This window comes from Klebsiella planticola ATCC 33531, from assembly GCF_000735435.1.
GTDB classification, from domain to species: domain Bacteria; phylum Pseudomonadota; class Gammaproteobacteria; order Enterobacterales; family Enterobacteriaceae; genus Klebsiella; species Klebsiella planticola.
On the sequence record NZ_JMPP01000041.1, the window covers coordinates 38,867 to 52,605 of the forward strand.

Annotated in this window: 15 protein-coding genes; 8 read left to right on the forward strand and 7 right to left on the reverse strand. The window is 56.5% G+C overall.

The features are described 5' to 3' along the window. Positions 1-74: 74 nt before the first annotated feature. From GRPL_RS09015 to marR, 4 genes are all read right to left on the reverse strand, one after another. Positions 75-1,535 (reverse strand): TrkH family potassium uptake protein, encoded by a 1,461-nt coding sequence (locus tag GRPL_RS09015; protein ID WP_032687625.1) that lies wholly within the window; start codon positions 1,533-1,535, stop codon positions 75-77. A 182-nt stretch (positions 1,536-1,717) separates the two neighbouring features. Then, the gene (gene marB, locus GRPL_RS09010; RefSeq protein WP_032687627.1) at positions 1,718-1,924 is read right to left on the reverse strand and encodes a multiple antibiotic resistance protein MarB; all 207 of its coding nucleotides are present in this window, start codon (positions 1,922-1,924) and stop codon (positions 1,718-1,720) included. Between the two features lie 30 nt (positions 1,925-1,954). Then, entirely contained in the window at positions 1,955-2,335 is a 381-nt protein-coding gene (marA, locus tag GRPL_RS09005; protein ID WP_004862191.1) for an MDR efflux pump AcrAB transcriptional activator MarA, read from the reverse strand. A 17-nt stretch (positions 2,336-2,352) separates the two neighbouring features. After that, complete coding sequence (marR, locus tag GRPL_RS09000) at positions 2,353-2,787, reverse strand: multiple antibiotic resistance transcriptional regulator MarR (protein ID WP_004862187.1); 435 nt, start codon at positions 2,785-2,787, stop codon at positions 2,353-2,355. A 240-nt stretch (positions 2,788-3,027) separates the two neighbouring features. Between marR and GRPL_RS08995 the strand changes: the two genes are divergently transcribed. Then, a complete protein-coding gene (locus GRPL_RS08995) occupies positions 3,028-3,696 on the forward strand; it encodes a MarC family NAAT transporter (RefSeq protein WP_032699802.1) in 669 nt (222 codons plus the stop codon). Positions 3,697-3,784: 88 nt separating this feature from the next. Here the strand turns inward: GRPL_RS08995 and GRPL_RS08990 are convergent, their stop codons facing one another. Further along, positions 3,785-4,984 carry a sugar transporter gene (locus GRPL_RS08990; RefSeq protein WP_032687630.1) on the reverse strand — a complete coding sequence of 400 codons (1,200 nt, stop codon included), beginning with the start codon at positions 4,982-4,984 and terminating at the stop codon, positions 3,785-3,787. Positions 4,985-5,188: 204 nt separating this feature from the next. Between GRPL_RS08990 and GRPL_RS08985 the strand changes: the two genes are divergently transcribed. Beyond that, on the forward strand, positions 5,189-5,980 hold the full coding sequence (locus tag GRPL_RS08985; RefSeq protein WP_032687703.1) for a PhzF family phenazine biosynthesis protein: 792 nt from the start codon (positions 5,189-5,191) through the stop codon (positions 5,978-5,980). A 9-nt stretch (positions 5,981-5,989) separates the two neighbouring features. After that, entirely contained in the window at positions 5,990-6,778 is a 789-nt protein-coding gene (locus GRPL_RS08980; RefSeq protein WP_032699803.1) for a PhzF family phenazine biosynthesis protein, read from the forward strand. 74 nt (positions 6,779-6,852) lie between these two features. Here the strand turns inward: GRPL_RS08980 and GRPL_RS08975 are convergent, their stop codons facing one another. Further along, positions 6,853-7,797, reverse strand: coding sequence for an L-lactate dehydrogenase (locus GRPL_RS08975; RefSeq protein WP_032699804.1), 945 nt, complete (start codon positions 7,795-7,797; stop codon positions 6,853-6,855). A gap of 143 nt (positions 7,798-7,940) precedes the next feature. On the opposite strand from GRPL_RS08975, the gene GRPL_RS08970 reads away from it, so the two are divergent. Then, a complete protein-coding gene (locus GRPL_RS08970) occupies positions 7,941-8,423 on the forward strand; it encodes a GNAT family N-acetyltransferase (protein ID WP_032687634.1) in 483 nt (160 codons plus the stop codon). On the opposite strand, the gene ptrR is transcribed toward GRPL_RS08970, so the two are convergent. Continuing rightward, the gene (gene ptrR, locus GRPL_RS08965) at positions 8,377-9,255 is read right to left on the reverse strand and encodes a putrescine utilization regulator PtrR (RefSeq protein ID WP_032687636.1); all 879 of its coding nucleotides are present in this window, start codon (positions 9,253-9,255) and stop codon (positions 8,377-8,379) included. The genes GRPL_RS08970 and ptrR overlap by 47 nt on opposite strands. Positions 9,256-9,373: 118 nt before the next feature. On the opposite strand from ptrR, the gene sad reads away from it, so the two are divergent. The 4 genes from sad (at position 9,374) to GRPL_RS08945 (ending at position 13,667) form a co-directional block, all read left to right on the forward strand. Next, positions 9,374-10,759 (forward strand): succinate-semialdehyde dehydrogenase, encoded by a 1,386-nt coding sequence (gene sad, locus GRPL_RS08960; protein WP_032699805.1) that lies wholly within the window; start codon positions 9,374-9,376, stop codon positions 10,757-10,759. Positions 10,760-10,838: 79 nt separating this feature from the next. After that, the gene (glsB, locus tag GRPL_RS08955; protein WP_032687638.1) at positions 10,839-11,765 is read left to right on the forward strand and encodes a glutaminase B; all 927 of its coding nucleotides are present in this window, start codon (positions 10,839-10,841) and stop codon (positions 11,763-11,765) included. After that, positions 11,765-12,133 carry a DUF4186 domain-containing protein gene (locus GRPL_RS08950; protein WP_032687639.1) on the forward strand — a complete coding sequence of 123 codons (369 nt, stop codon included), beginning with the start codon at positions 11,765-11,767 and terminating at the stop codon, positions 12,131-12,133. The genes glsB and GRPL_RS08950 overlap by 1 nt, the downstream gene beginning before the upstream one ends. A 112-nt stretch (positions 12,134-12,245) precedes the next feature. Continuing rightward, positions 12,246-13,667, forward strand: coding sequence for a GGDEF domain-containing protein (locus GRPL_RS08945; RefSeq protein WP_032696158.1), 1,422 nt, complete (start codon positions 12,246-12,248; stop codon positions 13,665-13,667). The last annotated feature ends 72 nt before the right edge of the window (positions 13,668-13,739 follow it).

Here is a 13,739-nt window from a genome sequence, read left to right on the forward strand (position 1 = left end):
CAGGCGTTATGTCTTCTTCTCCGCGCCGGAGTGCGCTCATCCTGCCTGGCGAATTGCCTGTCGCCGCTGCCCCGCTAACTACGCCAGAATGTACGCGAAAGCAGAATCAGCAGCGGATAGATTTCCAGTCGCCCCAACAGCATCGCCATACACATCAGATATTTCGAGACATCATTCAGCCCCGCGAAGCCATCGGCGGTGGCACCAAAACCAAGGCCCATGTTATTAATGCAGGCGGCAACCGATGCAAACGACGTCAGCAGATCGTAGCCCTGCAGATTCAACAGCCAGACAAATACGCAGGTCGTGAGGATATACAGGAAGAAGAAGCTCCACACGGAACGCAACACGCGATCGTTGATGATGGCGCTTCCGACCCGGATACTCATGATTGCCCGGGGATGAGCTAATTGATGTACCTCGTGGCGGCTCTGCTTAAAGAGGATCAGAAAACGCAGCGCCTTAATTCCCCCGCAGGTCGAACCGACACAGCCGCCGAAAAAGCTCGCTGACAGCAGCAGCACGATAATATCCGGCGGCCAGGAGGCATAATCCGCCGTCGCCAGACCGTTATCGGTGATCATGGAACTGGTGAGAAAAAAAGCGTGGACGAACGATTTGGGCAGGCTGTACATCCCCGCGCGCCACACTGCGAAAGTGACCACCGCGACCACCAGCGCCACGACCAGGAAAAAGAAATGCATCTCGGTACTGCGGCGAAACGGTTTCAGGCTGCGACGCGCGATAGCCACAAAATAGAGGGTGAAGTTAAGGGCCGAGAGCAGAGAGAATGCCCCGGCCACCAGCTCTATTGCATCGCTCTGGTAGTAGCCGATGCTTTCGGTATGCGTGGAGAACCCTCCCAGCGACACCGTCGATAGCCCGTGGCAAAGGGCATCAAAAAAAGGCATCCCGGCCAGCAAGAAAGCAAGGGTACAGGCGCCCCCCAGCAGCATATAGGTGAGCCACAGGCTCCTGGCGGTATCTGCCAGCCTCGGCGTCAGACGCTCCTCTTTAAACGGCCCTGGCATTTCGGACTGATAAAGCTTCATTCCCCCAATGCCCAGCAGCGGCAACACCGCTACAGCAAGAACGATAACCCCTAAGCCACCGACAAAATTGAGCTGGGCGCGGTAATAGAGGATCGAAACGGGCAGCGAAGAGACGTCATGAAAGACCGACGCCCCGGTGGTGGTAATCCCCGAAACCCCCTCAAACAGGGCGTCGGCTATCGACAGGTGTAGTTCATCATTTAGCCACAGCGGCAAGGCGCTGATGGCGGAAAACAGCAGCCAGAACAGCACGATAATAAGAAAACCATCGCGGGTTTCGAGATTAACCCTGGACTGATGCGTCGCTCGCCAGCAGAGCAAGCCGCCAGAGAAGGCGATAGCAAAGGTCGAAAAAAAGGCAAAAACGCTGCGCTCTTTGGCAAACAGCGCAATCAGCATCGGCGGGATCATGGTCAGGCTGTAGAGCAAAACCAGAAACCCACACAGGTGAAGAACAATTTTGAACCGGGTTGAAATGTACATCAGCGGTCTTAGCGTTTCACGCGCGTAACTACGATGAACAGGGATAAGGAATTATATGATATTTGGGCACAAATTGAGATCAGGGAGTGCAGCAAACGGGACAGACCAGGGGTCGCGACCCGTCGTTGTCAGAGGCGCAAAAAAAAGCCCCGTAAACGGGGCAAAATGCTCGGGTAGTGCAGTTAATTGTAATACGGTACGCCCAGCTCATCCGATTTGTCGCTACCGGCGGCCATATGATTGAAATCAAATGGAGAGTCGTTATGTTCGGAAGGCATAATCATCGCGTCGCGGTGATTGTGGCGAACCGGCGTAGTGGTTTGCTCCGCATAGCTCTGGCTGGAGGCCAGGCCGACCAGGACCATGGCCGCGGTAGCGAATAGTTTCATGATTTCCTCAATACGTCTTGTTGCAGGCGATTAACAGCAGTTATTTAGTGGCATCAGATAGCGGGATTCACCCGGCATATTGGTCATGCGATATTTGTGCGGCGGAACGTCGAAGTAGTTTTTAAAGGTTCTCGTCAGCGTTTGTTGCGATTCGAAACCGTAGCGCTCTGCCAGGTACAAAATCGGCTCATTGCTCTGCTTGAGTTTTTGCGCGATTTCCGTCAGCTTGCGGCTGCGGATGTACTGACCTAAGGAGTGACCGGTCTCTTTTTTAAACATTCTTTGCAGGTGCCATTTGGAGTAACCAGAACGCTCGGACACTTTTTCCAGCGACAGGGGCGATTCCAGGTTATCTTCAATCCACGACAAAATACTATGGATAGTGATGGCGTCATTATTGCGTCTGGACATCATCTTACCTCTTCTTATTACGGCAGGACTTTTTTGAGTAAATGCTCAAGGTTGACCACTTCATCCGCCGACAGATTTTTTGTTAATTCCTGGTGCAATTTCTGACCCACAACCTGATGACACTGCTCACAAAGGGCCGCACCGTCCGGTGTCAACTGCACCAGTACGCCGCGTTTGTCATTGGGGTTGGGTAACCGTTCAATCCAGCCTTTACAGACCAGACGGTCGAGCATGCGCGTCATTGCGCCTGGGTCGACCGACAGCACGGTTTTCAGCTCAACGGGGGTAATACATACTTCGCAACGAATGGAACAAAGCACCCGAAACTGGGTGGATGTAATATCCATCGGCGAGAGATATTCGTTGAGCAGGCGATCTTTTTTCTGGTTAACCATTTGGATCAAGCGACCGAGAGGGATCATTTCGTTAAACAGATCGCTGGTGTTTTTCACAATGGTTGCCCAGGCAAGTAGTTAATTGCTGCTGATATTATTGCCCAGGCAATAATATGTCAACCTGAGGGATTAGACGATGACACGATTTGCTAAAGCAGACTTCTGACCTGGGATGAAGCGGCGGTGAGGCGGCGCGTCGGCCGGGTGATAAGCGCTGGAATGATATTGACGACCAAAGTTATACTTGCGCGGCAAAACTTTTTTAATAGTGAAAGATTAACGGGGCCTTAATTCATTATGATTGAACTCATTCAGGCGATAGGTCTGGGGCTGGTGGTGATTTTACCGCTGGCGAACCCGCTGACGACCGTTGCGTTGTTCCTCGGGCTGGCTGGCAACATGAACAACGAGGAGCGCAACAAACAATCGCTGATGGCCTCGGTGTACGTATTCATCATCCTGATGGTTGCCTGGTATGCCGGTCAGGTGGTGATGAGCACCTTCGGCATCTCTATCCCTGGCCTGCGCATTGCCGGTGGATTGATTGTAGCCTTCATCGGTTTTCGCATGCTCTTCCCGCAGCAGAAATCGCATGACTCGATGGAAGCGAAGATCAAATCCGAAGAGCTGGTGGATGAACCGACGGCCAATATCGCGTTTGTGCCGCTGGCAATGCCGAGCACCGCCGGGCCAGGGACCATCGCCATGCTGATCAGTACGGCATCGACGGTGAAGCATGGCGTCGATTTTCCCGACTGGGTGGTACTGACCGCGCCGCCGATTATCTTTGCCCTGGTCGGGATTATCCTCTGGGGCTGCCTGCGCAGTTCCGGGGCAATCATGCGTCTGGTGGGGAAAGGGGGAATCGAAGCGATTTCGCGCCTGATGGGCTTTCTGCTGGTCTGCATGGGCGTACAGTTTATTATCAACGGCGTGCTGGAAATCATTACTCACTACCACGCCTGATAACGCCTCGTCGCCTGACTGGCGACCCGCGAATAAAAAAGCCTGCCGATGGAACAACCGGCAGGCTTTTTTTCTTTCGTCACCCCGTTCAGGAGTGGTGAGGCTGATGATCGTCCAGCGACACCGGCCAGCGGCGAAATATCATGATTGACCACACCAGCGCCACCAGCGCCGGAATCGCCCCGACATAGCCGATCGAGGCCATTGAAAGATGCGTACTGACCTGGCCGCCGACCAGCGCGCCCGCGCCGATACCAATATTAAAGATCCCCGAAAACAGCGACATCGCCACGTCGGTGGCATCCGGCGCCAGCGCCAGAACCTTCACCTGCATCCCCAGACCAATAATCATGATAGCGATGCCCCAGAAGATGCTTAACACCATCAGGTGGTGAGCGTTTTGCGATGCCGGCAACAGCAGCAGCAGGCTGACCAGCAGCAGGCCAATGGCGATGCTAATCAGTCCGGAAGCATGCTGGTTGCCCAGTTTACCAAACAGCACGCTGCCGATGATTCCTGCGCCGCCAAGGATCAGCAGCAGCACGGTGGCAAAATTACCGCTCATACCGGCTACCGTCTGCACAAACGGCTCAATATAGCTGTAGGCGGTGTAATGCGCGGTCACCACAATGACGGTCAGCAGATAGATGCTCAACAGCGCCGGGCGACGGAACAGTACCGGCAGGCTTTTCAGCGAACCGGAATGCTCGCTAGGCAGTTTGGGCAGCAGCTTAAACAGGCACACCAGCGTCACCAGCGCCCCCAGGCCGATCGCCAGGAAGGTGGTCCGCCAGCCAAAGTACTGCCCGATGATGCGGCCGATAGGAATGCCGAATACCATCGCCAGCGCGGTGCCGGTTGCAATCAGACTCAGCGCCTGCGCACGTTTGCCCGGTGGCGCCAGACGTATTGCGAGTGCAGAAGTTATCGACCAGAAGACCGCATGCGCAAAGGCGATACCGATGCGGCTGATCACCAGAACGTTAAAGCTCCAGGCAAAGAACGACAGCACGTGGCTGGCAATAAACAGAATGAACAGGCCGATCAGCAGGCGGCGGCGTTCCATCTGGCTGGTCAGCAGCATAAACGGCAGCGACATTAACGCGACCACCCACGCATAGATGGTCAGCATCATGCCCACCTGAGCGGTTTCCATGCCGAAGCTGTCGGCAATGTCGGACAGCAGACCGACCGGAGCGAATTCAGTGGTGTTAAAAATGAAAGCGGCGATCGCAAGCGTGACTACCCGAAGCCACGCGACCCTGCGTGAAACCGTGTTTGTAATCATAGGTTCTGAGCTGGTTACTAAAGAGGAAGAAGAGGTCTCGATCTTAAAACGATTGCTGGTGAAAATACAATCGTTTTGTGATCTGGATCTCACTATGGCATCTGGCGGCATTTATAAGCTAACGGATTCATTTTTATATAGATCGTGTACATGGCACGCTTTTATGTCATGTTGAAGAAAAGTAAAAAAAGGAAGAGTTGTATGATGCAGGAAATTGATTTTTACCTGGTTGATGCCTTCAGCGATCGCAATTTTGGCGGTAATGCTGCCGCGGTGTGCCCACTCACCGAATGGTTACCGGACGACACGCTGCTGAGTATGGCGCAGCAGCACAACCAGTCTGAGACCGCCTTTTTTGTCCGCACCGATGAGGGTTATGAGCTGCGTTGGTTCACCACGCTGCATGAGATTAATCTCTGCGGCCACGCCACGCTGGCCTCGGCGCACATTATCTTTGAATATCTCGACCATCCTTCCACCACTGTGGTGTTCAGTACCCGTTTTGTGGGGGAACTGAGGGTCACGCGTAACGGCGACTGGCTGACGTTAGACTTCCCGGCGTGGCAAACCACCCCGCTTATCGCGCCGCCGCCGGAGCTGCTTGCCGGGCTTGGTCTGGACAAGGCCGTTGAGATTCGCGAGGGGCGGGATTACCTGGTGATCCTCGAAAATCGTCAGCAGGTGGAAGCCGTGCGGCCGAATATGTCGTTGCTTGAGCGCACGGGCAAAATGATCTGCGTCAGCGCCGCCGATGATGAATATGATTTCGTCAGCCGCTTTTTCTGTCCGGGCGAGGGGGTTGTTGAAGACCCGGTGACCGGCTCGGCGCACAGTATGCTGATCCCCTACTGGGGGGAAAAACTGGCTAAAACGACCATGCAGGCGCGACAGGTCTCCGCCCGCGGTGGCGATCTGCGCTGCCAGTGGCATGGCGATCGGGTGCTGATTGGCGGGCAGGCGACCACGTACATGACAGGCACCATTACGCTACGCTAAGGAGATACGGTGAAAGAGATCCCCATGTATCTGGTTTCTGCGTTCAGTGAGCGGCCTTTTGCCGGTAACCCGGCGGCGGTCTGCCTGCTGGACGCGTGGCCGGCGGATGATATTTTGCTTAAAATGGCGCAGCAGCATAATCAGTCTGAAACCGCCTTCGTGGTGCGCGAGGGAGAGTCGTTCTCCCTACGTTGGTTCACCACCCGCAATGAAGTGAACCTCTGTGGTCACGCCACTCTCGCCAGCGCACACGTCATTTTTCATCATCTCGACTTCCCTCATGCGGCGATTCATTTTGCGACCGCCTCCGGTCGCCTGACCGTGAGCCGGGAAGGGGACTGGCTGACCCTGGATTTCCCGGCCTGTGCCACGCAAGAGAGTACCCCGCCTGCGGCCCTGCTCGCCGGATTAGGCATTGAGCGGTACGTGAGCGCCCGTCGTGGCCGGGCATGGCTTATCGAGCTGGCCAGTCGCGAGGAGGTTGCCGCCGTGCGCCCGACTATCGCGGCAATGACGCCCGGTGAGCATAAGGTGACGATTACCGCACCCGGCGATGGCGAGTATGACTTTGTCAGCCGTTTTTTCTCCCCGGGAGAAGCGGTCTGGGAGGATCCGGTCACCGGTTCGGCGCATACCATGCTGATCCCGTTCTGGAGCGCCAGGCTCGGGAAAAGCAAGATGCTGGCCCGGCAGATATCGCCACGCGGCGGCGATATTCGCTGTGAGCTGAAGGGCGATCGCGTGCTGATGGCCGGCCAGGCGGTGACCTGGCTGCAGGGGAGAATTTTGCTACGCTGAATCTATCCCGACCGCCGCTAGCCGTGAGAGCGGGATGCCCGCGTAAAGCGGGCGTCAACGCAAGGGAAGCGGGTTTACGCGAGACGGGCGATATTGGCTTTAATCACCTCAACAGAGTGGCGGAATTGCGCCGCCTCATCCTCGGCTAATTGCAGTTCAATAATCTGCTGAACGCCGCTCTGCGCCAGGACCGCCGGTACGCCGACCGCGACATCATCCATACCGTATTCGCCGTCAAGAATGCACGAGATAGCCAGCGCACGATGGCTGCCGGTGAATATATTGCGACAGATCTCGGCGATGGTGCCGGCGACGCCGTACTCCGTGCATCCTTTCCCGGCGTAAATTTCAAAGCCAAGGGTGCGAACCTTCTCTGCGATCTGCTGGCGATCCAGTTGCTGACCGGTATGTTTCAGGTAAACATCGGCAATCGGGGAACCGTAAACCGACGAGTGCGACCAGACCGGAAACTGGGTATCGCCATGTTCGCCGAGAATAAAAGCGTCAATGCTCTGGGCGCCAATATCGAGTGCCTGGGCGAGCACCCGTCGCAAGCGGGTAGTATCCAGCCAGACGCCGGTGCCTATCACCTGGCTGCGCGGGAGTCCGGACAGCTTCCAGACCTGCCAGGTAATAATATCGCAGGGGTTGGTGGCCACCAGAAAGATACCGTTGAAGCCGTTGCCCATCATCGGTGGAACGATACTGTTCACGATTTTGGCCGTGGCGTTCAGCTCGTCAAGGCGGCTCTGGCCTTGTTTCAGCGCTCCGCCGGAAACGGTAATCACCGCGATATCGACATCGGCACACTCGCTGATGTCCCGCGTTGAAATGGTCATCATTCCCGGCATATAGGCGGCTGCATCGCTCAGATCCTGAGCATGCGCCTGTGCTCTGGTCGTATCGAGGTCCACAAGGATCAACTCCTCGCAGATCGTCTGGTTTAACAATGCGTAGGCCGCCGACGTGCCGACATTGCCGGCACCGATAATCATTACCTTGCGTGCTTTGGTATTCATGGTTCATTCCCGATATCAAGCGTCATGGCATAAAATTACTGCGGTTCAATCGCTTAGCGCAAGCGGCTGCGGGTTGTATAAGTTAAAACTATGAGAACAGGGGTATGCGCTGCGCTACAGTAGGCGAAAAAAGGAGCTCGCCTATGTATACCATCGCCACGACAGCCATAACCGATCCGGATCTGACGGCGCTGATCGCCCGCCTGGATGCATATCAGGAATCCCTCTATCCGGCCGAGAGCAACCACCTCGTTGATTTGAGCCAGCTGGCGGTGGAGTCGGTGATTGTGCTGCTGATCCGCGATGCCCAACATCAGGCGGTCGGTTGCGGGGCGATTGTGCTCGGCCACGATGGGGTTGGGGAAATGAAGCGGGTGTTTATCGACCCGGAGCATCGCGGGCAAAAGCTGGGCGAACGGCTGCTGGAGGCGCTGGAAACGGAAGCGCTGCGCCGGGACTGCCATACCGTGCGGCTGGAGACCGGAATCTATCAGCAGGCGGCGGTCAGATTGTATACCCGCTGGGGTTATCAGACCCGCAGCGCCTTCGCACCGTATCAACCCGACCCGCTGAGCCTGTTTATGGAGAAACTGCTCGTTGCCGATCTTCGTTCAGCTGCGCTATAAACGCTTCCAGCTGACGGGTTTTCGCCCCGCGTCGCCAGACCAGCCAGGTCGTCAGCCAGCGCCACTCTTCGGCCAGCGGCCAGGCCGATACCTGATGGTGGCCGGGCATACTCTCCAGCATACTGCGCGGGATCAGCGCCAGTCCGGCGCCGGCAATGACGCAGGCCAGCATCCCGTGATAGGACTCCATTTCATGGATCCGCCCTGGCGTTGCCCGGTCGGCGTGGAACCAGCTTTCAAAATGGCGGCGATAGGAACAGTTGGCGCGAAAGGCGTAGACGTTGCTGCCGTTCACCTCGCTGGCGCGGGTAATCGGCGGATGGCCGAAGGGCGCCACAATCATCATCTCTTCCGGAAAGACCGGTAACCCCTCAAGGCCTGGATGGACCAGCGGCCCGTCGACAAATGCGGCGCTTAAGGTGCCTTCCAGTACGCCATCAATCATCGTCCCGGACGGGCCGGTAGAGAGCGCGAGATGGATTTTCGGATAGCGCTGGTTATAAAGCGCCAGCGTCGATGGAATGCGAACCGCGGCGGTACTCTCCAGCGAACCCAGCGAAAACAGCCCCTGCGGCTCATCTCCGGCGACCACCATTCGGGCTTCATCGACCAGCGCGAGGATCTGCTGGCTGTAGCGCAAAAAGCTGTGTCCCGCCGGCGAAAGGCGCAGGCGCTGGTTCTCACGAATAAACAGCTCGACGCCGAGGTCGGCCTCCAGCTGGCGAATACGGGTCGTCAGGTTTGACGGGACGCGGTGCACCTTCTGCGCGGCCTGGGTAATGCTGCCGGTGCTGGCGACGGCGTTGAACATCTCAAGCTGGGTCAGGTCCATAGTGTTCTTCTTTTGTGAATAGGTTGCTTAATATTATTCATTTTCAATGAAAGGAAGGGTAAGCCAGAATGAGGTCAATTCGCAATCAACATTGGTCATCAACAGAGAGAGCATAACGATGAATTTATCTGCAACTCACGCGGTTTCCGTCAACCCGGCCACGGGAGAAAGGGTATCGTCTCTGCCCTGGGCGAGCGAACAAGAGGTGGATTCGGCGATTGCGCTTGCTGAGCAGGGTTATCGTCAGTGGCGTACCGTCAGTCTTGAACAGCGCGCCGATGCTCTGCGTAAAGTCGGTAACGCGCTGCGCGCCCGCGCCGAAGAGATGGCGCAAATGATCAGCCTTGAGATGGGCAAACCGATTGCCCAGGCGCGTGGTGAAGTGACGAAATCCGCGAATCTCTGCGACTGGTATGCGGAACACGGCCCGGCCATGCTGGCGACCGAAGCCACCCAGGTGGAAAATAACAATGCGGTGATTGAGTACCGTCCGCTGGGCGCGATTCTCGCCATTATGCCGTGGAACTTCCCGCTGTGGCAGGTTCTGCGCGGCGCGGTGCCGATTCTGCTGGCGGGGAATAGCTATCTGTTGAAACATGCGCCGAACGTGATGGGCAGCGCGGCGTTGATTGGCGAGATCTTCAATCAGGCAGGGCTGCCGGCTGGCGTATTTGGCTGGGTTAACGCGACGAATGATGGTGTTTCCCGGATGATCGACGATTCGCGTATTGCCGCGGTGACGGTAACCGGCAGCGTGCGCGCCGGCAAGGCGATTGGCGCCCAGGCCGGCGCGGCGTTGAAGAAATGCGTTCTTGAACTGGGCGGTTCCGATCCGTTTATCGTCCTGAATGATGCCGACCTCGATGAAGCGGTAAAAGCCGCGGTGATTGGCCGCTATCAAAATACCGGGCAGGTTTGCGCCGCCGCGAAGCGCTTTATCGTTGAGGCCGGGATTGCCGAGGCCTTCAGCAAAAAATTTGTTGCCGCGGTTGAAGCGCTGAAGATGGGCGATCCGCGTGATGAGGCCAATTACCTCGGGCCGATGGCGCGTTTCGATCTGCGTGATGAGCTGCATCAACAGGTGACGGCGACGCTGGCTGAAGGGGCGACCCTGCTGCTCGGGGCGGAGAAAATCGCCGGGCCGGGCAACTACTATGCGCCAACGGTACTGGGCAACGTGACCCCGGAGATGACCGGATTCCGCCAGGAGCTGTTTGGCCCGGTGGCGACTATTACCGTGGCGCGAGACGCAGCCCATGCGCTGACGCTGGCCAATGACAGCGAATTCGGTCTGTCGGCGACCGTGTTTACCGCCAGCGTCGATGAAGCCGGGCGTTTTTCTCGCGAGCTGGAGTGCGGTGGCGTCTTTATCAACGGTTACAGCGCCAGCGATGCGCGCGTGGCGTTTGGCGGGGTGAAGAAGAGCGGCTTTGGTCGCGAGCTGTCCCACTTTGGCCTGCATGAGTTCTGTAACGTCCAGACCGTATGGAAAGACCGTCGCTAACGGAAGTCGCACCTGACGATCGTCGCCGTGCTCTGCTATACTCGCAGCCCGAATTTTGACGGCGGGCAAGGAGCCGGGTGTGGCGACGGTCATCAATAATGCAATGCTGGAGACGATTCTGGCAGAAATCAGGCCGCTGATTGGGCGTGGCAAAGTGGCGGATTATATTCCGGCGCTGGCAAGCGTAAGCGGCAATAAGCTTGGCGTGGCGATTTGTACGGTGGAGGGTCAACACTATTCTGCCGGCGATGCCCACGAACGTTTTTCTATTCAGTCCATCTCTAAAGTGCTGAGCCTGGTGGTGGCGATGAACCACTATCAGGAGGATGAAATCTGGCAACGGGTGGGGAAAGATCCTTCCGGACAGCCGTTCAATTCGTTATTACAGCTGGAAATCGAGCAGGGCAAACCGCGCAACCCCTTTATTAATGCCGGCGCGTTGGTGGTCTGCGATATGTTGCAAAGCCGGCTGAGCGCGCCGCGGCAGAGAATGCTGGAAATCGTGCGTCGTCTGAGTGGGGTGACGGATATCGCGTATGATCCGCTGGTGGCGCGTTCGGAGTTCGAACATTCGGCACGCAATGCCGCGATCGCATGGCTGATGAAATCGTTCGGCAACTTCCATAATGATGTCGCGACGGTTCTGCAAAACTATTTTCACTACTGCTCGCTGGAAATGAGCTGTGTCGAACTGGCGCGCACGTTTCTGTTTCTCGCCGATCGCGGGGTGGCTCCGCATCTGGATACCCCGGTGATTGCCCCGATCCAGTCGCGGCAGGTGAATGCCTTAATGATGACCAGCGGGATGTATCAGAACGCCGGCGAGTTTGCTTGGCGCGTCGGACTGCCGGCAAAATCTGGCGTAGGCGGTGGTATTGTCGCTATTGTCCCGCAGGAGATGGCTATCGCGGTGTGGAGTCCGGAGCTGGATGCGGCCGGTAACTCGCTGGCGGGAACCGCGGTACTGGAAAAACTCACCCAACGCCTGGGAAGGTCGGTATTCTGATGGTGAACATGGATTATTTATTTGCCCGTCTCCAGCGTTCGACCTTTCGTTCCCGCTTTCATCTTGGCAGTAAAGAGCGGCAGTATTGTGTCGATAAAGGGCCGGAGACCATCGACCAGCACGCGGCGGATTTTATTGCCCGCCGTCTGGCGCCGGCGCATATTGCGAATGACGGTAAACAGACGCCGATGCGCGGGCATCCGGTGTTTATCGCCCAGCATGCCACCGCCACCTGCTGTCGTGGCTGTCTGGCGAAGTGGCATGATATTCCCGCCGGTCGCGAACTGACAGACCGCGAGCAGCACTATGTGGTGCAGGTTATCCATCGCTGGCTGGTTATCCAGATGAATTTATCCGGCCCTCAATAATGCGCATTTATCCGTCATGGGTATGCTGGATAAATATTCTCATGTTATGATAATCCGCTAACTAATTATTAACATAATAATTGCCTGAAACAATTAGACGGATAATCACTGAATGTCTTCACTGTCGATTCGGTTATTCACGCTGTTTCGTGAGGAACATCCCGTGCGTGACGCGCTGGTGTTATTCACCATAACGTTGTTGCTCCATTTTTTCGGTGCCATGCTGCGTCTGGTCCAGGAACTGTCCTTTTTCTGGCCGCTGAATGCCGTGATGGTCGGGATCTTCGCCCGCTATGTCTGGCTCAATCGTAGCTATTTTTATGCCACCTGTTTTGTGGCGATGATGGTCTACGACGGCCTGACCTCACGCTGGGGGATGGGCTTTGCCTCGCTGCTGATTAATTTCTCGAATATTGTCTTTATCGTCAGCCTGGCGCAGCTGCTGCTGTGGGATAAGCGACGGACTGATTCCATGCCGGGCCCGATCAATGTGCTGAATTTGTTCTGTTACTGCCTGCTGGCGGCTTTCCTGAGCGCCGCCGTGGGGACGCTTGGCTCGATGGATGTAGAGCGGGAGACATTTATCTCTCTGCTGGCCGATTGGTTTAGCGAACAGTTCTCGACGGCGGTGCTGATCCTGCCGTTTATCCTAACGGTGACGATCCCTTCGACGTTAAGCGGCTTCCGCTGGAGTCAGCTGCTACCGGTCATGGTGCTGGTGCTGTCCATTATTCTTGGCGTCGCCGTAGGGGGCGCCGAAAGTATCACCTTCCCGCTGCCTGCGCTGATCTGGTGTGCGATTCGTTATCCGCTGCCGTTGACCTGTCTGCTGACTTTCCTCACCGGAATCGGTGAGATCCTGCTGGTCGCGAACGCATTAATTCATCTCTCTCCCGATGCGCATCTGCAGCCATGGCAGCTGTTCTCGACCCGCCTTGGCATTGCGGCGATGTTAATCAGCCCGGTGATTGTTGCCTCCAGCGTTGACGCGATTAATAACCTGGTGAAACAGCTGGCGCTGCGGGCTGATTTTGATTTCCAGACGCGGGTTTACTCGCGTTCCGGTCTGAGCGAGGCGCTGAAGCGTCAACCGCAATCAGCAACGCAGCAGCTTACCGTGATGTTGCTGGATATCGATGGCTTTAAGCGAGTGAATGATAGCTGGGGCCACGAGTGCGGAGATTGCGTGCTGGCTCAGTTCGCCCAACGGGTGCGGGATCTGGTGGGCGAGCAGGGGCTGGTGGCGCGCATTGGCGGGGAGGAGTTTGCTGTCGCCATGTTGAGCGCAACGCCGCAGGAGGGTCAGCTGCTGGCTGAGAAAATTCGCCAGGGCGTGGCGGCGCAAACCTTTGTCTGGGGGCCGCACAAGATCAAACTGACCCTCAGTATGGGGCTGGAGTGTCGTCCGGTCGGCGGCGGACGGATCACCGAGCTGTTTAATCAACTGCTGATGGCTGCCGATGACTATCTTATTAATGCGAAGCAAGCCGGACGCAATCGGATTTGCACCCCGACGCTGGCGGAGAATCAGTAATAAGAAAACGGAATGACAATTCCGCTTGTGTTAAATATAAGTTAAAAACATAGTGATGTGGTCAATTTCATG